A 22,997-nucleotide genomic window follows, 5' to 3' on the forward strand; every position below is an offset into this window, starting at 1 on the left:
GAGGAAACATGACATGAAGAAGACTCTATCAATAGCAATTATGGTTACTCTTATGATCACGATTTTGGCAGCATGTGGCGGAAACAAAAACAATGAAAAAACAAACGAGGGCGGTAAAAATGCAGGAACAGAAAAAGTGAAGCTAAGCCTGTGGCATAACTTTACCGGCGATGATCTGCGAGCACAAACGATGCGTTCGATCATTGAGCAATTTGGAACGGATCACCCGAATATCACACTAGACATTCAAGCGATTCCGCCAGACGGTTACAAAACTCGTTTGAAAACGGTTGCAGCTGCGAATGAAATGCCGGATGTATTCATCCTTTCAAATGGTTCGATGACGCAGGAGTTCTCTGCAGGCGGACTCATCCAACCTGTTAACGAGCTGATTGACAGCCACCCAGAATGGAAAGAAGGCTTCATGCCAAACTCCTTCGATGCTTTCACTGTAGACGGCAAAATATACAGCGCACCGATGGGCTTGTCTCCGACATCGATTCTGTACTATAACAAAACGATTCTTGAGCAAAATAATCTAACTGTTCCAAAAACATGGGATGAGCTTTTGAATGCAATCAGCGTACTGAAAGCTAATAAAATTACACCAATCGCACTAGGCAACAAAGCGGCTTGGCTGGCTCAATCCAGTATTTTCAGCTCACTGGCTGATCGTGTAACGGGTACAGAATGGTTCCTGAAGGCAGCAAGCCAAGATGGCGCATCCTTCACAGATCCAGAATTTGTACAGGCTCTTACTTACATGCAGCAGCTTGGCGAATCAGGTGCTTTCCAAGAAGGCTTCAATGCAATTGACAACACACAAATGGAGCAAATGTTTGCACAAGGTAAAGCAGCGATGATGATCGATGGCGGCTGGGCATTGTCCAATCTTGCATCGAATGCTTCTGAAGAAGCTTTGAAAGCTATGGGTGCTACGGTTCTTCCTTCGATCCCTGGCGGTAAAGGCGATCCAAACTCTCTATCAGGTGTAGTTGGTGTAGGTATGGGTCTTGGCAAGGATGCTACTGGTGCTAAGAAAGATGCAGCATTCGAACTTATTTATGCAATGTCCGGACCAGAAGCTCAGAAGCGCACGCTAGAGAGCAATCAGCTTGTAAGCTACAAAGCAGAGCTGGACAAGAGCAAAGTATCTCCAATCTTTAGCGAAGTATATGATCTGGTGAACAAAGTGAAGATGACTCCCGTATACGATGGCAAACTTACATCTGCAGGCGCTGATGCTGTGAATAATGGACTTCAAGAGCTATTGATGGGCGGCAAACCAGAGGATGTAGCGAAGAAAATCCAAGATGCACAATCCAAAGCACTAGGTAAATAATAAGCTTCTCTATCAATGATATGAAAGGGTAATGGTTATTTCCTTAAAGCACCAACGGTTCTCAAACCGAGCCATAAAGGAAATAACCAATCCCTTAGCTTATGCTTACTTGCAAACCTTAGCTGTTGCTTACGAAGTAGATTTGCTACGCAAACCTTAGCTGTTGCTTACGAAGTAGGTTTGCTACGCAAACCTTAGCTGTTGCTTACGAAGTAGGTTTGCTACGCAAACCTTTTAGGAGGAGACGAACATGTCATCATCTTTACGCATCAGAGGCTTTATCGCTATCGGACTTCTTCCGGCACTCGCGTTATTCGTCTTTTTTGTTATCGTACCGATTATTTGGTCAGCCTATTATGGCTTTTTTGATTGGAAGGGCATCGGAGAGATGCGTTTCATCGGTTTAGACAATTATAAGGAAGTTTTGCAAGACAGACTGTTTTGGCATTCATTTAAAAACAATCTGCTCATCGTTGCCGCTTCCGTTTTCGGTCAGGTGCCGATTGCGCTGTTGCTATCCTTAGTTTTGCTTAAGAACGGCTTGTTCCAAAAGTTTATCCGTGCATCGATCTTTATGCCGATGGTTCTTTCATCCGTCGTAGTCGGTATTATCTGGGGCTACATTTATCATCCGCAAATCGGGGTGCTGAACTTTCTGCTGGACAGTCTTGGTTTAAGCAGCTGGAAGCAGCAGTGGCTTTCTGATCCCTCTATCTCGATGTATGCAATCATGGTACCGATCATTTGGCTGAACGTGGGACCTTATCTCATTATGTTTATTGCCGCTTTGCAAAATATCCCTAGTGAAATCGATGACGCGGCTCAGATTGACGGGGCAACTGCTTCACGCAAGCTGTTTTCTATCAAAATTCCGATGATTTGGGATACGATCAAGGTCGCGGTAGTGCTTTGCATATCTGGAAGTCTTAAAGCGTTTGATCTCATTTATGTTATGACAGGCGGGGGACCAGCGAACTCAACAGAGCTGCTTGCCTCTTATATGTACAACAATACGTTCTCGATCTATCGTTTTGGTTACGGAAGCGCAGTATCTACTATGATTATTATCATTAGCTTGATTCTCGTAGCGGGAAGCCAGTACCTGATGAGATCCAAAAAATAACGGAGGGGATCATGTTTATGACTACGCCATCTATTAGCGCTGCTCACTCAGCCTCCTCCAAAGGTTTTGGAGCAGGGCTGCGCAAGATGAAAGGCAGCTTACTTTCCGTAGGTCTGACTGTATATGCACTAGTAACTCTCTATCCGCTCATTTGGTTGTTTATTAGCGCATTTAAAACCAATGATGAATTTTTCTCACGTCCGTTCGGGCTGCCGGCCATTTGGAATTGGGGCAACTACTCCCGTGCCTGGGAAGTAGCGGATATGGGTGTTGCCTTTATGAACTCGGCTATCGTTACGCTAACTGCACTTGTTATCACACTTATTATGGGCGCATTATGCGCTTATGTCATCGCTCGTTTTAAGTTCAGAGGAAAGCTGCTCGTGATGGGAACTTTTATGCTGGGCATGCTTATTCCTATCCATAGTACACTTGTTCCTTTGTTCATCTTAATGAACAAAATTGATATTTTGAACACCTACGCAGCTTTAATCCTGCCATATACGGCATTTGAACTGCCGATCGCCATATTCGTGTGTGTGGCTTATATGAGCAACTTTCCAAAAGAAATTGAAGAGGCAGCGATGATAGACGGCTCAGGCTACTGGGGGATATTCCTTCGCATGATGCTACCGTTATCCCTTCCGGCGCTGGCGACAGTCGGTATCCTCGCCTTCTTGAGATATTGGAATGATTTCTCCTTTGCGCTTGTCTTTATAAGTGATCCCCATCTGAAGACCTTACCGCTTAGTTTATCGGTATTTGCTACCGGGTATTCGACAGATTATAAGCTTACGATGGCGGCTATGGCGCTCGCTGTTGTACCCACCATTATCGTGTATCTGATATTCCAAGAGCAGATCATGAAAGGGATGACAGCAGGGGCTGTAAAGGGTTAGGAAATAAAAAAAACGGTATCGGCCTCTTTAGAGGTGCGATACCGTTTTTTTTGTATATTTAAACGCATGTCAATTGAACCTCAAGCAGGTCTCACTAAAATAAATATTTTACAGTGTGAAACGAGACATCGCTTTATGAAGATCATCGGCCAAATCAGATAAGCTGCTCGCGGAATGGAGTACATCTTCCATTACAGCAGCTTGCTCCTGTGAAGCCGCTGACATTTCCTGAATACGCCCTCCGCCCTCACTCGTAATGCGGTTAACCAACTGCATAGAAGAAGAAATAGAGCGGGATTCACCTGCTGCCTGCGTGATGGCTGCTTCTGTTTCATTTACTTTATGTACGGTTTTGGAAATGGAAGCTTCCATTTGGATGAAGGAAGCAGAGGCATTGAGGCTTCGCTCCATTCCAATGGCTACTCGCTCAGCGCCCTTACGCATGGATTGAACGGCTTCCTCGGTTTTGGCTTGCATATGTGTGACAAGGTCTGCGATTTGGCGCGAAGATACGGCTGAATCATCCGCCAGTTTGCGAATTTCTCCAGCTACTACGGTGAAGCCGCGACCTGCTTCACCAGCTCTCGCAGCTTCAATAGAAGCATTTAGGGAGAGCAAGTTCGTTTGTCTGGCTATTTCATTAATGGCCGTTATGATGGAACCTATCGTTGTTGAAGCTTCGTGCAGCGCTGTTATGTCAGCCTCCGTCTCCTCCACCGTAGACTTGATCTCTATCATTTGATCATGAATATGCTCAACTGCCTTTGCGCCATTATGGTTGGCAAGCTCCGTATCGTCAGCGAGCTGCTTCATTTCTTTTCCGATTAATTCCACATGAGTGAGATGGCTTACCATATGATCAGTAGCCGTGCTTAAGTCGGTAATCGTGTCACTCTGCTGCTCGAAGCCTGCGGCTAATGCTTGTGCCTCGCCGGATATCTGCTCTGCGGCACCGGATGTTTGATGAACGCTTGCAGTGAGTTCTTCCGATGAGGCGGTTAATATCTGGGCGCTGTCATTAACCTGTTGAAGAAGGGCGTGGATGCCGCTTATCATCGTGTTGAAGGAGTTCGTTAATTGCCCAATTTCATCTCTGGAGGAATACGTGCCCTTAACTGTAACGTCCCCATCCTCTGCCTGCTTCATCAATTGTTGAAGTGATTTAACGGGCTTCGTAATCCACTTGGTAATGATAATAGCAATGGGAATGAGCAGCAGAAGAGCAGCGATCGTGCTCATTAATGTGATGTTGTCACTGCTTTCAGCGCGAGTCTCACTTTCTTTATTCATGGCAGAGGCGGTTTCCTCCGCAGACGTGGCCAGCTTGGTGAGGATTTCAGTCATGCTGGTACGCAGCACAGCTGTCTGCTCTGTATAGAGGGAGTAGGCTTCTGTTACGTGACCGTTCATCATTAAATCTACGATTTGCTGCTCTTGCTCTTCGTATTGTTGTACCAGCTTATCGTATTCCTTCAATAGATTAATCTCACTATCTGTGTGTGGAGTTGATCGGTATTGCTCAAGCAGCGCACTGGATGAGTCTGAATTCGTATGTATTTGCTCGATAAGACCTTCTGTTCGAGCAGAGTCTTCATTGAACATGAGCTCTAGGAATAAAGCGTTATGTTTGTAGTCATTAGCAGAGACTTGTTTAATCCAAGAGAGCGGCAGCAGACTATCATCGTACATGTCGCTGGATATGCTAGCCATTTGTCGTACGGAGAGGTTGCCTCCTGCTCCTACGGCAATAATGAATAATAGAGCGGCGGCTACGATTACGTTTATCTTTTGAGAAATTTTCAAATGCTTCATTAAGTAAGCCTCCCTATTTTTGTATATACTGATCGTAGCAAATATTTCCTACAGGAAAATGAACTAAAGCTTAAGGGATTATAAACTATTATTAAATTTTTAATTTTGAAGACTCTATAAAGGGATGAATAAACGTAATAATTACGATATAATAATAGCTATTAATTAAGAACCTGATCCGCTCAAAATATGGCATATGGGAGATATCATGATGACGAATGAGAGAAAAAATATACCAGTACACCTGCTGTCCGGTTTTCTCGGAAGCGGCAAGACGACATTGCTAAGCAGAATGCTTGACTATTACAAGGCACAGGGAAAGAAGCCGGCGGTTATTATGAACGAGCTGGGGGATATCAACTTGGATGGTCAGCTGGTTGGCGAGGAAGTACCGATGGCGGAAATGCTCAGCGGTTGTATTTGCTGCACGATGCGTGGAGATTTGGGTATGGAAATAAGCATGCTGATTAACGACCATCAGCCTGATGTGATCTTTATTGAATCAACAGGAGCTGCGAATCCAATGGAAACGCTGGACGGTGTAACAGAGGCTGCTATGTATAAGGAGATTGATCTGAGCAGCGTCATTACTGTAGTCGATGGACCTGAGCTTCTCGCTCGCAGCCGCGACGGAAAAGGTCGTACATTTAAGCTGATGGGCGAGCAAATTCGTTGTGCAACGATTTTGCTATTGAATAAGGTAGACAAGCTTGAGCCGGAACAGCTTGTGGAGGCGCAGCAGCAGTTGAGAGATCTTAATGCTCATGCAGATATTATTGCAACTGTCCGCTGTGCAATTGACGACTGGAGCTGGCTCGATGCAAATTCGGAGTCTCTCTCCCAGTCCAAAATCGCAGAGAAATCTGGAGAAGACATCGCCTCTCATACTCATGAGGAGGGTGAGACATGCTCCGTTGCTGGCTGCAGCCATACCGATGAGGGAGAGGGGCATCACGAGCATGGGGGCCATCATCATTCTCATGATCATGTGATGGTTGTGACGCATTATTGGCGTAATCCAGTAAGCAGCGAAGCATTTGAAACATTGCTGCAAAGGCTGCCAGCTAACATTTACCGTGCAAAAGGAATTGTGACCTTTACGGATACACCAAGCCGGTTTCTCTTTCAATATGCGTTTAAAGAATCAGATTTTATGAGAATAGAGCCGCAGGGTCAGGTTCATGACGTAGCTGTTTTTATTGGTGAGCATTTCTCGAAAGATTGGCTGCTTCAGGAGCTAGAGCTACTAGAACAAGGGAATTAATCTACAATAGACATTTCGAAGACAGCCCCTATAAAGTCTGTCTGCAAATTGTCGAATTTCGCTGAGAGATGTCTATTCACCGGGATGCTTGGGTAAAATAATCCAGATGAGGCTTGCTGCAGCCTCGGCATCACGATGGAATAGAAAGGTGTGACAGCAAATGATTAGAAAATGGTTTGTTCCAGCTTTAGCGCTAGCCGTATTGTTCTCGGTTGCTCCAGTCTGGGCGGCGGAATCGGTCGCATCCTTATCAGGATCAGAACAAGTTGCCAATCTGTACGCTAACCCTTCTGATATGGATAGCCCGCATATGCACCACAAGGGGAAAATGACCCGCAAAGAGTTTGAAGCTTATCGCTTGGAGAGGCTGAAGGAAATGGCAGCTTACTTCGGAATTAAAACCGATGGTAAATCCGCTGCGCAGCTGAAGACGGAATTAGAGGCTGCGAAGGTTGCCAATAAAGATAAATGGGAAGCCTTCAAAGCCGAGCATCAAGCGAAACGGCTAGAGCAGCTTCGCAAGATTGCAGCAGAGCATGGTCTTAAAACAGAAGGTAAAACGGCACAGCAACTGCGTGATGAATTGCATAAGCTGCACGGAGGCAAGGGAAGACGTCCGCATCGGTTAGATGATCATGACCGTGCCATTGAAGACAATGAGGATAAACAAAAGGAAAAGCAAAATCAGGTATAGAAAGTATAGGACTAGCAGGTAGACCGCCATTCAAGGTTAAGCGACCATGGCGGTCTTTTTTGTTTTCTTCTTTTACGTTTACATCTTATTTAAGCGATAGTTATACGACATTTTACCCAGAAGAATTTCGGTTATTTTTGATACTTGGCGAGAGAGCGAAAGGAACAGGGACAAGAGACTCTTGAATGGTAGGAACTGAGAAAATAAAAGTAGTTATTTGTCGAATTATATAGTGTTTTTGCCCTATTTTTGCATTGTGTTAGTAGTAAAATGTCAAGTATACTAGATTGATATCATATTTTGACAATTTACGTCGTTTTTATGCTTTCTCCGACAACAAGGGGCGGATGGATGAGATGAGTAGGATAAGATTAAGCATTGCTCAAAAATTAATACTTTCCTTAGGGATGCTTGTTATTCTCTCGTTTAGTATTTTGGTTTCCACACATCTAATAAAACTCTATCATGCAAACCTGCGGGAAAGTGAGATGCTTGCAGGAAAGCAAGCGAGAGACTATACCTATTCGTTAACCCAAAAAATGAATAAAGCCATATCAGTAGTGGACACGCTTGAAGCAACCATTCAACAGATGCGTAGAGATCATAATGAGGATCGAGAAGTGATTGTTGAACTGCTGCAAGAGGCGTTAAGTGAACACGCTGAGCTTCTTGGTATTTTTACGATTTGGGAGCCTAATGCTTTTGATGGGCAAGATGCCCTTTATCAAAATCACCATATATACGACGATGCTACGGGAAGATTTATTCCATATGTGCTTCGTGAAGAAGATACAATTAGAGTGTTGCCCTTGGAAGATTACGATAATGCGGAGCGTGGAAGCTTTTATAGCATTCCGAAACGATCGAAGGCTTTTACTGTTTTAGAGCCTTATACTTACCTAGTAGATGACAATCCGATAATGATGACATCATTAGTGATGCCTATTGTCGATAAAACAAATGGCTTTCTAGGTGTAATTGGCGTAGATATTTCTCTCGAAAGTGTGCAAAAAGAAATCGAGGCTGTCCGTCCATTAGGCGGCTACTCCAATATCATTACATCCCAAAACATTTACTTAGCCAATGGCAAGGATTCGACGCTTTTGATGCAGCCTTACCGAGCATGGTCAGATGTCGAAGGACTTGGCTTCGTGAAAGGCAATAAGCCGAAATTTATATACACACCTGATCTAGATGGTAAAGGGACCGTACTCCGCATGTTCCATCCGATCGTGATCAAGGACGTTATTTGGCATGTTGAAACGGTTATTCCTAAGAAAAATATGCTGTCTAATTATTTTGACAGCTTGCGAGAATCCATTATTATTACACTCATTGCGCTTATGTTTATGACCATTACAATGATACTTCTTATTCGTAAAATTATACTGATTAATATTCAAAAGATGGTACATGCCATCTCGGCAATCGCACTTGGCAATAGCAATTATAAGCTTAGCATTCGAACCAATGATGAATTTGAATTTATGGCGAATCATTTTAATAATATGATTCATCAGCGCCAAGAAGCGGAGCGGGTAATCGAGCATCAGGCAACTCATGACATTTTGACCGGATTGCCAAACCGCTATGCCTACCACCGCTATATAGAAGGAAAAGCTAAGGATACAGTACGTCCTGAAGGGCATTATGCGTTGCTCTTTATTGATTTGGACAGATTTAAAACGATTAATGATACGATGGATTATGCAGTAGGCGATCAGTTGCTGCAGCAAGTGGCAGAGCGAATTGAAGGAGTAACTGGCAATCAGGGCAAAGTATTTCGTTTCGGCGGTGATGAATTTATTGCGCTGCTGGAAGAGGTTACGAATATTCATCAAGCGATGGCTCTTGCGGAGGATATATTAACCGTTATTTCAGATCCCATCATGCTGAAGGAGCGAACTTTTTATATTACAGCAAGCATGGGAATGAGCATTCATTATGAAATAACGCGAAACACCGGCGATCAGCTGGTGAAAGAAGCGGACATTGCGATGTATGTAGCGAAGAAAGAGCGCAATACGTGTAAAATCTACTCTTCATCCATGAATGATGTGCCAAAGAGGGAACTCATCCTTGAGAATAGTATGTTCAAGGCACTGGACTTGGATCAATTCCTGTTATATTATCAACCGAAAATTGATTTATCGACTGGTCGCGTTTATGGAGCAGAAGCTTTAATTCGCTGGAAGCACCCAGAGTTCGGGATGGTGTCTCCACTCGATTTCATTCCTATCGCAGAGAAGACAGGCTTTATTATTCCGCTAGGTGAGTGGGTGCTGCAAAAGGCATGTCAACAAATTGGCGAATGGGAGCGCATCGGGTTAAAAAATCTCTCTGTGAGTGTTAATATGTCGATGATTCAATTCCAGCAAAAGCAAATTGTACATACGATTGAAAGGATCATCTCGGATGCTGGTATTCGGCCAGAACAAATTGAACTTGAAATAACAGAATCGATCTTTATGGACAACCCAGGCCATACACTCAAAATATTGCATGAGTTGAAGCAGCTTGGCGTCAAGCTTTCGCTTGATGATTTTGGAACAGGCTTCTCTTCACTGAGCTATCTGCAAAATATTCCACTCCATACACTGAAACTGGATAAGTCCTTTATCAATGATATTGTTCATGATTTTAAGAAGCAAATGATCTTTAAGTCCGTTATTGTTATTGCGCATAATTTGAATTTAAATGTAGTAACGGAAGGCGTCGAGACAGAAGATGAGCTTCGTATTATTAACGAGCACAACTGTGACGCCGTGCAGGGCTACATTTATAGTCCGCCAGTGCCAGCGCCTAAATTCGTACAGATTTTTTTGGAGCATAATAAAAATGAAATCAAATGATCATTCGTCTTCCTCATAGTGGGAAGGCGTTTTTTTTTGAGTTGAACTGTTTATTTAGGTCTGATAGAATGTATATATAATTCAGTAAATTTATTAACTAAATACGGAGTGTGTCATGGCGACTATAAAAGATATTGCGAAAGAAGCGGGCGTTTCGGCTGCTACCGTATCGAGAGTATTAAATAATGATGGTACTTTAGCCGTTAGCGAGGAAACGCGAAGACGTATTTTCAGCATAGCCGAGCAACTGCAATACAAACCCTCAAGAGTGAGAAGATTGAAAAAAGAAGAGGAGCTTTCTAGACAGCAAATTGGTTTGCTTCTATGGTCATCGTTAGAGGATGAGCATCATGATCCCTATTTCTCCTCTATTAGGCGAGGGATTGAAACAAGATGCGAAGAGCTTGGCATTACGATTACAAAGGTGCTTAGAGGAAGATCCGATGCAGAATTTCAGCCTATGAATGAGCTGGATGGGATCATTGTGGTTGGCTCCATCGATGAGCAAGATGTTAAAGAATTGTATGGACAAGGGAATCGGCTTGTATTCGTCAACCACACCAATGAGCTGAATGAATATGATACGGTCAAGCTTCATTTTGAACAGGCGACAGAAGCTGTTATTAAACATTTGAAATCACTTGGCCATGATGCTATTGCCTTTATAGGCGGCGGCGATCATATACATCGTCTTAACAGGCTGCATGAGGAAGTTGGAATCGTAGAGCTTCGTCGTGCTTATTTTGAGCAAATATTAAGTCAGTATGGTCAATTCGATGAGAAGCTTGTCTTTGAGACAGACTGGTCATCCAATGGCGGTTATGAATCAATGAAGGAACTGCTAAAGCTGGAGAAAAGGCCTACCGCATGCTTTATAGCAAGTGATTCCATGGCTGTTGGCGCTCTAAGGGCACTTCATGAGCAAGGGATTAGAGTTCCGCAGGATATGGCTATTGTAGGCTTTAATGATATTGAGATATCTGCCTTCCTGAATCCGCCGCTTACAACGGTACGGGTTCATACCGAGCTTATGGGCAGAACAGCGGTTCAACTGCTGCTTGAGAGGATCGAGGGCAGAGAAGCGGCTGTGCACATGACAATTAATACAACATTGGTTGTACGAGAAAGCTGCGGCAATGCACTGCTGTTCTAGCAGTTAGAAAATAGGACGAAGCGAGCAATGCCTCTCCGCTAAACTATGGGATTGCGCTTACGAAGCTAGTTTTGCTTCACAAAACTTTTAGGAGGTATTCAAATGACAATTCAATATGATCAGCAGCGTTCTATCTTTCACCTTCAATCTCGTGATACGAGCTATGTTATCCATATTACCCCGACAGGTTATGTTGCGCACTTATACTGGGGCAAAAAAGTCCGCGGCGTACAGCTTACAAGGTTGCTTGAGCTAGCGGGGCGAGTGTCTTTCTCGCCAAGTACAGAGATGGATCAGCTCAACCTATCCCTCGACACGCTTCCGCAGGAGTATCCTGCCTATGGGAACTCAGATTTTCGTACGCCTGCTTATGGGGTAATGCTGCCGAATGGCACAAGGATTTCAGATTTACGTTACGAATCCCATACGATCATTAACGGAAAACCAGCGCTTGCCGGGTTACCGTCTACTTATGTAGAGAGTGACGAGGAAGCGCAGACGCTGGAATTGACGCTTAAGGATGAGCTGACAGGTCTTCAGGTTGTTTTGACCTATACAGTATTTAAAGCATTTAATGCCATGACACGTTCTGTACGAATAGTAAATAACGGCAGCGAAACGCTTCAATTGCAACGCGCGCTCAGCCTTAGTCTTGATTTTGCCCATGATCGTTTTGAAATGCTTCAGCTCTCAGGTACATGGGGACGTGAGCGTCAGGTGCATAAGCGTAAGCTAGAGCCGGGAATGCAAGCTATAGAGAGCCGCAGAGGCTCCAGCAGCCATATGCAAAATCCATTTGTAGCTTTGCTTTCTGAGGGCGCAACTGAGGATCATGGGGACGTATATGGGGTTAATCTCGTGTATAGCGGAAACTTTACTGCGGGGGTGGAGGTAGACCAATACCACTCAGCGCGATTATTTATGGGGATTAATCCATTTGACTTTAATTGGAAGCTTGAGCCGGGAGAGCAATTTCAGACACCGGAAGCGGTAATGGTGCATTCCGAGCACGGGCTCGGCGGCATGTCGCGCAGCTTCCATGATCTATACCGTTCCCGCTTGACGCGCGGAACGTTCCGAGTTCAAGTTCGGCCTATTCTAGTCAATAACTGGGAAGCCACTTATTTCAATTTCAATGCAGATAAAATAGAAGCGATTGCGCGTACCGGACAAGAGCTTGGTATCGAGCTATTTGTGCTCGATGACGGCTGGTTCGGCAAGCGTGACAGTGATAACTGCTCGCTTGGCGATTGGTTTGTTGACCGCAATAAGCTGCCTAACGGCTTAGAGGATTTAGTAAGCCGGGTTAAGCGATTGGATATGCAGTTCGGCTTATGGTTTGAGCCGGAAATGATCTCGCCAGACAGCGATCTATATCGTGCGCATCCGGATTGGTGCTTGCATGTCGATGGACGCAGAAGAACGCAAGCAAGGCAACAGCTTATTCTCGATTTGTCACGCAAGGATGTACAGCAATATATCGTAAAGACGATTTCTGATATTTTGTCGAGTGCGCCAATTACGTATGTGAAATGGGATATGAACCGGAATATGACGGAGATTGGTTCAGCGCTGCTGCCGCCAGATCGTCAGAGAGAAACAGCTCATCGCTATATGCTAGGATTATATGCGGTTTTGGAAGAGATCACTTCGTCCTTCCCGCACATTTTGTTTGAAAGCTGCTCGGGTGGCGGCGGTCGCTTCGATGCCGGTATGCTTCACTATATGCCGCAAACCTGGACGAGCGATAACAGTGATGCTATATCCCGTCTCAAAATTCAATATGGAACCAGCATTGTGTATCCGGTCAGCTCTATGGGGGCTCACGTATCGGCTGTTCCTAACCATCAGGTTGGACGTGTGACTTCCCTAGCTACGAGAGGAAATGTCGCATTGTCAGGCAACTTTGGCTATGAGCTGGATCTTACCAGGTTTACGGATGAGGAGAAGGATGAGGTTAAATTGCAAATAGCACTCTACAAAGATGTGCGGCATCTTGTGCAATTTGGTGATTTCTATCGTCTGCTTAGTCCATTTGAAGGAAATGAGACAGCTTGGATGTTCGTTTCCAAAGACCAAAGCGAAGCTTTTGCCGTATTTGTATCCGTTCTGCAGGAGCCGAATCCAAGGCTTAACCGATTCCGCTTGAAAGGGCTTGATCCGAACCGTGATTATAAGCTGGATGAAGATGGGACTGTTTTCGGCGGTGATGAGCTTCTTTATGCAGGTCTTGCGACTCCGCAATTCAATAGTGACTTTGCCAGCAAGGTCTATCGTTTCCGTGCAGTAGAATAGGGATATTGATCAATAAAGGAGCAGTACAAAGTGAAATTACACTTAGTGCTGCTCTTTTTTTATGACCATAATTTTCGCGTAAATCAGCGTATGGCATATTGAAATGATTATTTTTAATTAATTGTATTAAATGGTAATATGTCCTAAAATAGAAAAATGGATCCCGTAAGCGGAATCGCCTTAAGGTCTTATGTATACGGAAGAGGCATACCATTTTCCATTTTTTAATTTTAATGTCATCCTAACAGGCTCCACGAACCCAATGTCCTCTGAATCGTATTTTTGAGTTACCCATACCTTCGCTATGCCAAAAAAGTGTATCAGAAGAGGCTTTTTAACGGTATGAAATTGAGGGTTGTATGAATAGGAGGAGGATGTCATATGCCTGCCAATTGGATTGATTCGTTCATAAACGTTTGAAGTCATAAGAGCTTGATATTCTGCATTGTTTTGCATCCCGGTTTGGAGAATGATTGGTACATCACGAGCGATCCAAAAGGAAAACAAAATATAAATGCTGCAGAATGCTAAAATACTTAATAGAATGATATATTTTCGCTTCATTGATTATGCACCTCCATGCTGTAAATATAACGGAAATAATCCATTTAATGTTGCAAGCGAATTTCGTTTATCAGTAACCTTAAAAATGATTATAGATTTGGAATCATTATGGATAGACGAGGAGATCAACCTTTGAATACAACAAGCAGACACTTCTTTCTTGCTCTATTTTTTTCGATTTTCACAGGCTTTGGATTATGGATTGTAGAGCGTTTGGAAGGCAGTAAAATTACAACCTCAGAATATATAGATGTTAGTTATTTTTTTATAGCATTCGGCAGCTTTCTCGCATTCCCGTTTTATTATATTTCCTTTTTCCTGCTAGCCATCCTTGTGGAGAAATTATTAAACAATCATTTTTATGCAAAGGGGATCGGTTACGCTGCTGTTGGCTGGTTTTGTGGAACCTTTACTTTTGATTATGAGGATCGATTTATAGAGGGATATGGGCTTCAAATAGAAACCTCCATTCTCACCTTTATTGTAATTGGTCTGTTATTAGCTTCTATTGATAGATACATGTTGAAAAATAAATTAATTAAACCTGCGTTCTCTGATGCTGATGCACATGAAAGACGATTGAATAACGAAGGGTAGAAAATCCGTTTGAATGGGTGGTTATTTTGTGCGATCGATATTTAAGAACGAAGCAGCAGAAAAAGAGTATGATCAGGGGTACGAAAGAAGCTTAGCTCTTTTTGATATGGACTTTTCTTCCTTCCATGTCCCGACAACATTTGGCGAAACGTATGTGCTCCGTTTTGGTGATACGAATAAAAAGCCTTTATTGCTCTTTCATGGGATGACGATGAGCAGTACGATGTGGTATCCCAATATGAAGGCGATGACGATGGAACGCTGCGTGTATGCTATTGATGTTATAGGGGATTTTGGGAGAAGCAAGCCAGATTTTGCAATAAAAAATAGACGTGAAGCAGAACAGTGGATAGTTGAGATTTTGAACGGGTTAAAGCTGGATAAGGTTGATATGGCTGGTCACTCTATGGGCGGATTTCTTTCCTTGAATTTTGCACTTGCACATCCGGATCGGGTATCCAAACTCCTGTTATATGCGCCTGCCGGAAGCTTCCACAAAATAAGCTGTATATTTTTCTTTAAGATCTATCCTGCATTATTGTTTCGCACAGAGAAGTGGATCGACAAAGCTTTTCGATGGTTTTCTGGAAAAGGTGAGCGATTGCCGCCTGTTTTTCGAGAGCAAGTTATTTCGGGTTATCAAAATGCGAAGCCTCAGCTGAGGATAATGCCCTCTGTATTTTCCGAAAAGGAGTTCAAAGGCTTTCAGATTTCTACTCTGCTTCTTGTTGGTGACAAGGAGGTTATTTACCCTTCAAAAAAAGTTATGACGAAGGCAGAGAGCTGGATACAGAATGTAGAGAATCATCTAATCGCCGGAGCAAGCCATTCGCTTACGCTAGAGAATGCTGAGATTGTGAATGAGTTAACCGTTCAATTTCTTCGGAAAGAGGAAGAGGTTCAATTCGATTAGATATAAAGAAAAGGATAGAGACTCAGAATATTTCTGAGTCTCTATCCTTTTTTTGGAAAATATTAGTAGTCCGATGAAACAGCGGCTGCTGCAATGATAATAACGAAAACAATGATATAAATAACGGTAATGATTGCAGCCCAAATGAGCGAAGCTTTAAAATAGTTTTTCTTAGAAGGATTACCCTCACCAAAAGCCCAAACAAACATCATAATAATATTTACTAGTGGAATGCACATGATGAGCATGGTCAACATCCACTCTTTTATTGTAATAACAGGGGAAACCTCTTGCTGTGAATTGTAGCCATAACCCGGAACTCCAGGATTTACTGGCGGTTGTTGATAGTTATTCATTTACATTCTCTCCTCAGTTTGCGCATCTATGTAACCATTTGTTCACAAATTCATTATACAGATTAACCCAATATTTACAACTGTAATATGATAAAAAATGCGCTTTTTTTAAATGAAACGGTGATTTTTGTCGGTGTTTGACGAAGTGTGGGACGAATAAGCGATTTTCAGGATCGCCTTAATCCTTAAACAGGTGAGACTACCGTTTTAGTTAGATTCATATAAATGCATGGAATGCTGTATGGAGTGCTGGATGAAGTGCTGGATGAAATGTTGTATGAAGTGCTGTATGAAATGCTGAACTTCATCAAATGGTGGTTTTATACGGTTTGAACTATTTAGTTTCATATATTGAATTTAAAACCCAATATTAATGATTAGCAGGGGGATTAGTGTCATTACTTAAAACTAAACATGCAGCTGTGGGCAGATGGATAAGCTAATCAGTCCATTAATTTCAAAAAATAAAGTTAACAAACCAAATTCCAGTTGTCTTTTTGAATTAGTTTCAGAATATGAAGCTAGTAGATAACTGTGATCGAACTAGCAATTGAAATGAAGCAAGTAAATGACTGCGAGCGTATTAGCTATTGAAATGAAGCAAGTAAATGACTGCAAACGTACAGCTATTGAAATGAAGCAAGTAAATGACTGCGAGCGTATTAGCTATTGAAATGAAGCAAGTAAATGACTGCAAACGTACAGCTATTGAAATGAAGCAAGTAAATGACTGCAAACGTTCAGCTATTGAAATGAAGCTAGTAAATGACTGCAAACGTTCAGCTATTGAAATGAAGCAAGTAAATGACCGCAAACGTACAGCAATTGAAAAGAAGCTAGTAAATGACTGCAAACGTTCAGCAATTGAAAAGAAGCTAGTAAATGACTGCGATCGTACAGCTAATGAAACGAAGCTAGTAAATGAAGAAGCAAGTAAATGTCTGCGACCCAACAAGTGAACAGCTACTGTAACCAGCTAGCATCTTCGACTGAACTAGCTATTTTCTTCTATAGAACTAGCCGCCATCTGAGATAGAGCTAGATACCAGCTATTGATGGGCGATGTTCATTTAATATATTTTCACAAAATAGTTCTTGCGCTTGACGTTACGTCAAGCCGTATACTTTGCATCAAGGAGAGTGAGTGGGATGGAAAATAACAATGAACCATTGTACAGCATAGGGGCATTCGCTAAGCTAACTGCCGTTACGGAGCGAGCCTTGCGCTACTATGATCGCAAAGGCTTGCTGAAACCCTCCAGTCGAAACAGTCATGGGCATCGCTTTTATACGGAAAAGGATTTGATTGGACTTCAAAAAATATTAACGCTTAAATATTTAGATTTCTCGCTTGATCAGATTTCAGATTATTTGCAGCAGCCTGAGGATGATTTTCAGCAGTCACTCGCTAAGCAATATGAAATGCTGCGCCAGAAGCAGCAGCATTTGGAGCATGTGCTGGAAACAATCGGACGTATGCAAAATATTGTGGAGGGTGCAGGCAAGGTGGACAGCGACCTGCTACTCCTATTTATTCATAACATTCAGCATGAGGAAAAACAGAAGCAATGGCTTTTAGATAAAATACCTTCCTCGATCATTGATGCCATGTTTATGGAAGGGCTGCCTGCAGAGAACAGACTGCAGATGGAGCGTCAAATGACGGTGATGATTATTCAATTAAAGGATCATTACAAGCAAGGAAAACAGCCTCTTGATGAGGATGTGTTAGCATGTGGACGCGAGCTGGTAGTCTTTCTGGAAGCATTAATTGGTCCAACAATCAGCGCGCTAAGCGAGGATGAGCTTGCGCAAATAGAATCGCTTAATGATCCCGAGGCTGCCATGGATCCTGTACTATTCCCAACTGCGTTTACGAAGGGTGAGGATGCCTTTATGGTTCAGGTATTTGATCATTTAGAAGCTTTGAAAACATTAAAGGAGGGAATATATGATGAGTAAGGGGATTGATGAACCCGAGCAGCTGATAGAACCAGATCATGTTACAACACAAAAGGAACCGGAAGCAGTGTCCGCAAAAGTAGAATCATCCATTGGCGTATCGCAATTTTTCAAGCTTATTGCAAAGCATAAGCCATCAACCTATTTGATAGCAGCCGCTATGATTCTGGGAATAGGAGAAACCATATTTTCGCTCCTTATTCCATTATTAACTCGAAATCTTGTTGATGAGCTCTCTATGGCGAGCCTGCAGACTATGACGATTATCATGCTTGGTGCTGTGTTTTTGGTTCAGACGGTTATGTCGGGGTTTACCGTATATACGATGTCTTATGTTGGTCAATACGTCATTGCCGGGCTGCGCCGTGAGGTGTGGGAGCGTGTGCTGAAGCTGCCGGTTCCGTTCTTTGATCGCAATCATTCGGGTGAAACGATGAGCCGCGTCACCAATGATACGAATGTGATCAAGGAATTTATTATCGGTCATGTTATTTCATTTATTGGCGGGATCATTTCCATTATCGGCGGGGTTTCATTATTACTTTTTATCGATTGGAAAATGACGCTTCTCATGCTGGTAGCGGTACCGGTAGCGTTGCTTATCTTATGGCCCTTAGGGTCGAAAATGTTTAAGGTATCTAAATCCATGCAGGATGAAACGGCATTTTTTCAAGGTGATCTCGGACGCGTATTATCGGATATAAGACTCGTTAAAGCTTCGCTTGCTGAGCCGGTAGAGCAGCGTCAGGGAGGTCTGCGCATCTCTCGGTTGTTTAAATATGGGCTTCAAGAAGCGAAAATTGTATCCATCGTAACGCCGTTAATGATGAGTATTATGCTGCTCATTCTCGTCTTATTGATTGGGTATGGCGGTGTAAGAGTTTCGCAAGGCTCGCTAAGCGGTGGAGATTTAGTTGCTATCATATTGTATATGTTTCAAATCGTTATGCCTTTTACGCAAATGGCATCCTTCTTCACGCAATTCCAGAAGGCTATGGGGGCTTCAGAACGGATTCTGGAGCTGTTGAGTGAAGAAGAGGAGCAAGCGTCGATAGATTCTAACGTTTCGCTCGTTCCTTTGAAAACTGAAATTCGTCCCAACATTGCTTTTAATGAGGTGAGCTTCGGTTATTCAGAGGACAGAGTGCTGCTGCATAATCTCAGTTTCTGCGTGGAGCCGGGTCAAGTGACTGCATTTGTAGGACCGAGCGGAACGGGTAAAACAACGTTATTTTCCATGCTAGAACGCTTCTATAATCCTACTGCCGGTTCGATTACGTATGGTGAACAATCCATCTCGGACATGCGGCTTGAGGACTGGCGCAGAAGAATAGCCTATGTGTCGCAGGATAGTCCGATGATGGCGGGTACGATTCGTCATAACTTGGCTTATGGCCTAGCGTTTGTCGACGAGGACAAAATGAAAGAAGCGGTAGAGCAAGCGAATATGACCGCATTTATTGATTCATTGCCAAGCGGCTATGAGACAGAGGTTGGGGAAAGAGGCGTTAAGCTATCGGGCGGGCAGAGGCAGCGGCTGGCGATTGCTCGGGCTATTTTGCGAGACCCGGACATTCTGCTCTTAGATGAAGCGACTGCCCATCTCGATAGTGATTCGGAGCATCTTGTGCAGGAGGCATTGCAAGGGTTGATGAAGGCGAGAACGACGCTCGTTATCGCTCATCGGCTTTCCACAATACGCGGTGCAGACAAGATTATTGTGCTTGAGAAAGGTGAAATATCCGGCGAGGGCACGCACGCGGAGCTGCTGGAGAGTCATTCGTTATACGGTAAGCTCGTTCAGCAGCAGTTTAATTAGATTTGGTATTCGTATTTCCAGCCAGTAGTGTAGTCATTGACGACATGGCTATAGGCGGGATGGAAAATAATAAAAATTTTCAGTTACCGGTGGTTGCAGAAATAATGATGAATAAAATCAGTAAGCATGTTCCTATGATTAACATGAACTTTAACTTGGGCTGATGGAAAGAGACAGGGGTTACTGTTGTAATCGAATAGATTGCGCCAGTAATAGACCAGCATCCCACATGAACAAGCAGCAGAATCGCTAATCCGGGAACGAGATTAATAAGTCAATCCCAATTTCGGAATATGAAACTTCTAAATGATGAACTCGATTTAACGATCCATGATGATTGCTTCAAAATGAAGGGACCGTGGGTATAGGGTAAAGAAGTATGTCTTATTCTTTATGTTGAAGGTCTGTGACTATGGGACCATTGACGCACTTAAAAATGACATGTTACCCTAAATTCATGTGGAAACAATTGGAGGGATATGCGTGATTGAGATTCGCTTATCTGTAGGCTATGACGAATATGAAGAAGGCGTAAGACTTTCAAATTTAATTGAAAAATTAGCGGCAAGCGAGGATGCTAAGCGATTGACAATCTTAACGATTGGCGAATGGGGTCAGGCTTATGAAAATTCCCCGGATAGCTTCCTAGACACACTAATTCAGCATAAAGATGCTTTTCCAAACCTGACTAAACTTTTTATTGGTGATATGAGCTTTGAGGAATGTGAGGTTTCCTGGATTAATCAGACGAATCTCTCGCCTCTATTGGCTGCTTTTCCAAACCTTCAATCCCTATCGATTAAAGGCAGTCAAGACTTAAGCCTGCAGCCGCTCGAGCATGAGAAGCTTCAAGAGCTTGTCATCATTTGCGGAGGGCTTCCCACTTCTGTGCTTCAGGAAATTGCGAGCGCTAAGCTGCCTGAGCTTCAGAAGCTGGAGCTTTATCTTGGCGTTGAGGATTACGGATTTGATGGTGGCTTGGAGGATATTAAACCACTGCTGCAAACGGGACTTTTCCCTAAGCTCAAATATTTGGGGTTAAAGGATAGCGAAATTCAGGATGAAATTGCTGAAGCTGTTGCGGGTGCACCTATCCTAGATCAATTGGAAATATTAGATTTGTCTTATGGTACTCTTTCCGATAATGGAGCAGAAGCGCTTCTTGCCAGCGATGGAATTAAACGGCTTAAGCATCTTAATCTAAGCTATCATTATATGTCTGACGAAATGGTGAAACGGTGGACACAGTCGGGTATTTCCGTTGATGTCACGGATCAGCAGGAAGCGGATGAGGATGACTGGCGCTATCCGTTCCTTACGGAGTAATGCGCTATTTCTCAGAGGAGGGCCGTACTGAGGCGTGTACGCCTTTCCTTTTAATCGGCAATCCGGGTAATAAAAGATCGGCTGGATTGCAGGCTGCAAGAAGGGAGCTAGGACTTGCGCCGGCAACGCTGCTCACTTATGAAGGGCTGCTAAAGCATACATGGCGAATACAAGATCAGTTGGAGCTCTATGGTGGCCACCAGCCTCTTGTCATTCGCCTTGATGCGCCTGGTGAAGATGCTGCAGTGGAACGGGAATTAATAGCTTGGGGTGCATCCGACAGGGACGGCGATAATAGCTTCTGGTCTGGACATGGATTGCCTGAAAGCTGCTCGATCTCGGCAGAGGAAGCAAGGCTGCTGCCGCTAGAGCATGGACGAATCTTATATCCGAGACAGTGGTACCTAGGGTATTGCAGATTTCTTGCAAGCATACATAATGAAGTGATAACTTCGGGAGTACCTGTGCGATGGGTCAACCCGCCTCAGCATATTGCCAGCATGTTCGATAAGAGAAAATGCTGGTCGCTGCTAGAGAAGCAGGGTGTTTCAGTGCCTGGCTTGCCGGCAACAGCCGGCTCCATTTATAATTACGAATCCTTGAAGGCTGCGATGATAGCAAGCGGAATGAATCGATTATTTATTAAGCTAGCCTGCGGCTCTGGAGCTGCGGGCGTTATGGCTTACCAGTATAATCCTCGCACTGGCGAAGAGCTTGGCATCACAACGATTGGATACGAAGAACGAAATGGAGAAATTATTTTCTATAATGCTGGACGCATGCGAAGGTATCGAGAGCATAACATCATACGCATGCTGGTTGATTTTATTTGCCGAGAAGGCGCGCATATCGAACGTTGGATTGAGAAGGAAAGCTGTGGGACCAAGTCCTTTGATGTCCGTCAGCTTGTTGTGAATGGAGAGGCAGCTCACACTGTTATTCGGCTAAGCAGCTCACCGATTACGAATCTTCATCTGCGCAATGAGCGCAGGATGGACGTGAAGGAGATTCTAACGGAAGAGGTAGAACGGGCTGTGAAAGAAACTGCTGAAGCTGCGCTTCGGGCGTTTCCTGGCTGCTCCGTTGCGGGTGTAGATGTACTCGTTCAGAAGGGAAGCGGCAAAACCTATGCCATCGATATGAATCCCTTTGGAGATCTGCTATATGGAGCCCTGTATAAAGGACACAGCACCTATGAGTGGCAGATGCGCGGTCTGATAGAGGGGGGAATTGACATATGTTCGACATGAACAAAATCGTGGGCACCCATGATATTTTAATGATTACACTGGATACGCTTCGATACGATGTTGCCAAGCTGGAGGAAGAGAACTGTCCGAACCTATGCGGCACCGGCGGCTGGGAGAAGCGGCATACGCCCGGCAGCTTTACTTATGCGGCACATCATGCCTTCTTTGGCGGATTTCTACCCACGCCTGCCGATACCGACAAGGCATCTCATGTAAGGCTGTTTCATACGAAAGATACGGGGCTAAAAACACATCCTCATACATGGTTATTTGACGCTCCGGATCTCGTATCCGGGTTGCAGGAGGCGGGTTACCGGACGATCTGCATCGGAGGCGTTATTTTTTTTACAAAAAAGAATAAGCTGGCTAAGGTGCTTCCCGCCTATTTTCAAGAAAGCTATTGGCGTATGACCTTTGGCGTGACCAATCCGCGCTCAACGGAGCATCAAGTGGCGCATGCGCTTAAGCTTTTGGAGAAAGCTGATCCAAACGAGAGGCTTTTTTTATTCATGAATATATCCGCTATGCATGGACCTAATCATTATTTCATTCCCGGAGCAAGGAAGGATTCCGTAGAAACACAACGTGCAGCGCTTCGTTATGTGGATAGTCAGCTAGGTGTTCTATTTGAAGCGATGCGCAGTAGAGGAAAGACATTATGCCTTGCATTTTCGGATCATGGCACCGCTTATGGCGAGGATGGCTATGAGGGTCATCGCTTGGCTCATGAGGTTGTTTGGAATGTGCCGTATCGTGAATTTATTTTGGAATAAGGA

19 protein-coding genes are annotated in these 22,997 nt (G+C 43.8%); 16 read left to right on the top strand and 3 right to left on the bottom strand.

Annotation, left to right across the window (positions count from 1 at the left end):
* Positions 1-13: 13 nt before the first annotated feature.
* From AC0YOD_RS26890 to AC0YOD_RS26900, 3 genes are all read left to right on the top strand, one after another.
* Positions 14-1,342 (top strand): extracellular solute-binding protein, encoded by a 1,329-nt coding sequence (locus tag AC0YOD_RS26890; protein ID WP_475802423.1) that lies wholly within the window; start codon positions 14-16, stop codon positions 1,340-1,342.
* 250 nt (positions 1,343-1,592) lie between these two features.
* The gene (locus tag AC0YOD_RS26895; RefSeq protein ID WP_475802424.1) at positions 1,593-2,465 is read left to right on the top strand and encodes a carbohydrate ABC transporter permease; all 873 of its coding nucleotides are present in this window, start codon (positions 1,593-1,595) and stop codon (positions 2,463-2,465) included.
* 11 nt (positions 2,466-2,476) lie between these two features.
* On the top strand, positions 2,477-3,364 hold the full coding sequence (locus AC0YOD_RS26900) for a carbohydrate ABC transporter permease (RefSeq protein ID WP_475802425.1): 888 nt from the start codon (positions 2,477-2,479) through the stop codon (positions 3,362-3,364).
* A gap of 108 nt (positions 3,365-3,472) precedes the next feature.
* Here the strand turns inward: AC0YOD_RS26900 and AC0YOD_RS26905 are convergent, their stop codons facing one another.
* Positions 3,473-5,176, bottom strand: a complete 1,704-nt coding sequence (locus AC0YOD_RS26905) for a methyl-accepting chemotaxis protein (protein WP_475802426.1) — start codon at positions 5,174-5,176, stop codon at positions 3,473-3,475.
* Between the two features lie 211 nt (positions 5,177-5,387).
* Between AC0YOD_RS26905 and AC0YOD_RS26910 the strand changes: the two genes are divergently transcribed.
* The 5 genes from AC0YOD_RS26910 (at position 5,388) to AC0YOD_RS26930 (ending at position 13,434) form a co-directional block, all read left to right on the top strand.
* A complete protein-coding gene (locus tag AC0YOD_RS26910) occupies positions 5,388-6,440 on the top strand; it encodes a CobW family GTP-binding protein (RefSeq protein WP_475802427.1) in 1,053 nt (350 codons plus the stop codon).
* Between the two features lie 160 nt (positions 6,441-6,600).
* On the top strand, positions 6,601-7,134 hold the full coding sequence (locus tag AC0YOD_RS26915) for a hypothetical protein (RefSeq protein ID WP_475802428.1): 534 nt from the start codon (positions 6,601-6,603) through the stop codon (positions 7,132-7,134).
* 356 nt (positions 7,135-7,490) lie between these two features.
* Complete coding sequence (locus tag AC0YOD_RS26920) at positions 7,491-9,986, top strand: EAL domain-containing protein (RefSeq protein ID WP_475802429.1); 2,496 nt, start codon at positions 7,491-7,493, stop codon at positions 9,984-9,986.
* Between the two features lie 115 nt (positions 9,987-10,101).
* Positions 10,102-11,139: a LacI family DNA-binding transcriptional regulator gene (locus AC0YOD_RS26925; RefSeq protein ID WP_475802430.1), complete on the top strand. Its 1,038-nt coding sequence runs from the start codon at positions 10,102-10,104 to the stop codon at positions 11,137-11,139.
* A 102-nt stretch (positions 11,140-11,241) separates the two neighbouring features.
* Positions 11,242-13,434 (top strand): alpha-galactosidase, encoded by a 2,193-nt coding sequence (locus AC0YOD_RS26930; protein ID WP_475802431.1) that lies wholly within the window; start codon positions 11,242-11,244, stop codon positions 13,432-13,434.
* Positions 13,435-13,614: 180 nt separating this feature from the next.
* Here AC0YOD_RS26930 and AC0YOD_RS26935 read toward each other — a convergent pair whose 3' ends face one another.
* The gene (locus AC0YOD_RS26935) at positions 13,615-13,998 is read right to left on the bottom strand and encodes a hypothetical protein (protein WP_475802432.1); all 384 of its coding nucleotides are present in this window, start codon (positions 13,996-13,998) and stop codon (positions 13,615-13,617) included.
* A 132-nt stretch (positions 13,999-14,130) separates the two neighbouring features.
* Here AC0YOD_RS26935 and AC0YOD_RS26940 point away from each other — a divergent pair, with 132 nt between their 5' ends.
* Positions 14,131-14,595 (top strand): hypothetical protein, encoded by a 465-nt coding sequence (locus AC0YOD_RS26940; protein WP_475802433.1) that lies wholly within the window; start codon positions 14,131-14,133, stop codon positions 14,593-14,595.
* Between the two features lie 28 nt (positions 14,596-14,623).
* Entirely contained in the window at positions 14,624-15,508 is an 885-nt protein-coding gene (locus tag AC0YOD_RS26945; protein ID WP_475802434.1) for an alpha/beta fold hydrolase, read from the top strand.
* A 62-nt stretch (positions 15,509-15,570) separates the two neighbouring features.
* Here the strand turns inward: AC0YOD_RS26945 and AC0YOD_RS26950 are convergent, their stop codons facing one another.
* Complete coding sequence (locus AC0YOD_RS26950; RefSeq protein WP_475802435.1) at positions 15,571-15,864, bottom strand: hypothetical protein; 294 nt, start codon at positions 15,862-15,864, stop codon at positions 15,571-15,573.
* 674 nt (positions 15,865-16,538) lie between these two features.
* Between AC0YOD_RS26950 and AC0YOD_RS26955 the strand changes: the two genes are divergently transcribed.
* The 6 genes from AC0YOD_RS26955 to AC0YOD_RS26980 all read left to right on the top strand — a co-directional run bounded on the left by AC0YOD_RS26955 (position 16,539) and on the right by AC0YOD_RS26980 (position 22,994).
* Positions 16,539-16,823, top strand: coding sequence for a hypothetical protein (locus AC0YOD_RS26955; protein WP_475802436.1), 285 nt, complete (start codon positions 16,539-16,541; stop codon positions 16,821-16,823).
* A gap of 190 nt (positions 16,824-17,013) precedes the next feature.
* Complete coding sequence (locus AC0YOD_RS26960; protein ID WP_475802437.1) at positions 17,014-17,826, top strand: MerR family transcriptional regulator; 813 nt, start codon at positions 17,014-17,016, stop codon at positions 17,824-17,826.
* On the top strand, positions 17,819-19,645 hold the full coding sequence (locus tag AC0YOD_RS26965; RefSeq protein WP_475802438.1) for an ABC transporter ATP-binding protein: 1,827 nt from the start codon (positions 17,819-17,821) through the stop codon (positions 19,643-19,645). The genes AC0YOD_RS26960 and AC0YOD_RS26965 overlap by 8 nt, the downstream gene beginning before the upstream one ends.
* A gap of 486 nt (positions 19,646-20,131) precedes the next feature.
* Positions 20,132-20,971, top strand: coding sequence for an STM4015 family protein (locus tag AC0YOD_RS26970; RefSeq protein WP_475802495.1), 840 nt, complete (start codon positions 20,132-20,134; stop codon positions 20,969-20,971).
* A complete protein-coding gene (locus AC0YOD_RS26975; protein ID WP_475802439.1) occupies positions 20,971-22,221 on the top strand; it encodes an STM4014 family protein in 1,251 nt (416 codons plus the stop codon). Before AC0YOD_RS26970 ends, AC0YOD_RS26975 begins: the two co-directional genes overlap by 1 nt.
* A complete protein-coding gene (locus AC0YOD_RS26980; RefSeq protein ID WP_475802440.1) occupies positions 22,209-22,994 on the top strand; it encodes an STM4013/SEN3800 family hydrolase in 786 nt (261 codons plus the stop codon). The genes AC0YOD_RS26975 and AC0YOD_RS26980 overlap by 13 nt, the downstream gene beginning before the upstream one ends.
* Positions 22,995-22,997 lie beyond the last annotated feature (3 nt).

Source organism: Paenibacillus sp. J31P13, assembly GCF_056269295.1.

Bases quoted from the DNA above. Each gene is read 5' to 3' on its own strand.
- AC0YOD_RS26890 (WP_475802423.1), top strand. From the start codon at position 14: ATGAAGAAGACTCTATCAATAGCAATTATGGTTACTCTTATGATCACG.
- AC0YOD_RS26895 (WP_475802424.1), top strand. From the start codon at position 1,593: ATGTCATCATCTTTACGCATCAGAGGCTTTATCGCTATCGGACTTCTT.
- AC0YOD_RS26900 (WP_475802425.1), top strand. From the start codon at position 2,477: ATGTTTATGACTACGCCATCTATTAGCGCTGCTCACTCAGCCTCCTCC.
- AC0YOD_RS26905 (WP_475802426.1), bottom strand. From the start codon at position 5,176: ATGAAGCATTTGAAAATTTCTCAAAAGATAAACGTAATCGTAGCCGCC.
- AC0YOD_RS26910 (WP_475802427.1), top strand. From the start codon at position 5,388: ATGACGAATGAGAGAAAAAATATACCAGTACACCTGCTGTCCGGTTTT.
- AC0YOD_RS26915 (WP_475802428.1), top strand. From the start codon at position 6,601: ATGATTAGAAAATGGTTTGTTCCAGCTTTAGCGCTAGCCGTATTGTTC.
- AC0YOD_RS26920 (WP_475802429.1), top strand. From the start codon at position 7,491: ATGAGTAGGATAAGATTAAGCATTGCTCAAAAATTAATACTTTCCTTA.
- AC0YOD_RS26925 (WP_475802430.1), top strand. From the start codon at position 10,102: ATGGCGACTATAAAAGATATTGCGAAAGAAGCGGGCGTTTCGGCTGCT.
- AC0YOD_RS26930 (WP_475802431.1), top strand. From the start codon at position 11,242: ATGACAATTCAATATGATCAGCAGCGTTCTATCTTTCACCTTCAATCT.
- AC0YOD_RS26935 (WP_475802432.1), bottom strand. From the start codon at position 13,998: ATGAAGCGAAAATATATCATTCTATTAAGTATTTTAGCATTCTGCAGC.
- AC0YOD_RS26950 (WP_475802435.1), bottom strand. From the start codon at position 15,864: ATGAATAACTATCAACAACCGCCAGTAAATCCTGGAGTTCCGGGTTAT.
- AC0YOD_RS26955 (WP_475802436.1), top strand. From the start codon at position 16,539: ATGAAGCAAGTAAATGACTGCAAACGTACAGCTATTGAAATGAAGCAA.
- AC0YOD_RS26960 (WP_475802437.1), top strand. From the start codon at position 17,014: ATGGAAAATAACAATGAACCATTGTACAGCATAGGGGCATTCGCTAAG.
- AC0YOD_RS26965 (WP_475802438.1), top strand. From the start codon at position 17,819: ATGAGTAAGGGGATTGATGAACCCGAGCAGCTGATAGAACCAGATCAT.
- AC0YOD_RS26975 (WP_475802439.1), top strand. From the start codon at position 20,971: ATGCGCTATTTCTCAGAGGAGGGCCGTACTGAGGCGTGTACGCCTTTC.
- AC0YOD_RS26980 (WP_475802440.1), top strand. From the start codon at position 22,209: ATGTTCGACATGAACAAAATCGTGGGCACCCATGATATTTTAATGATT.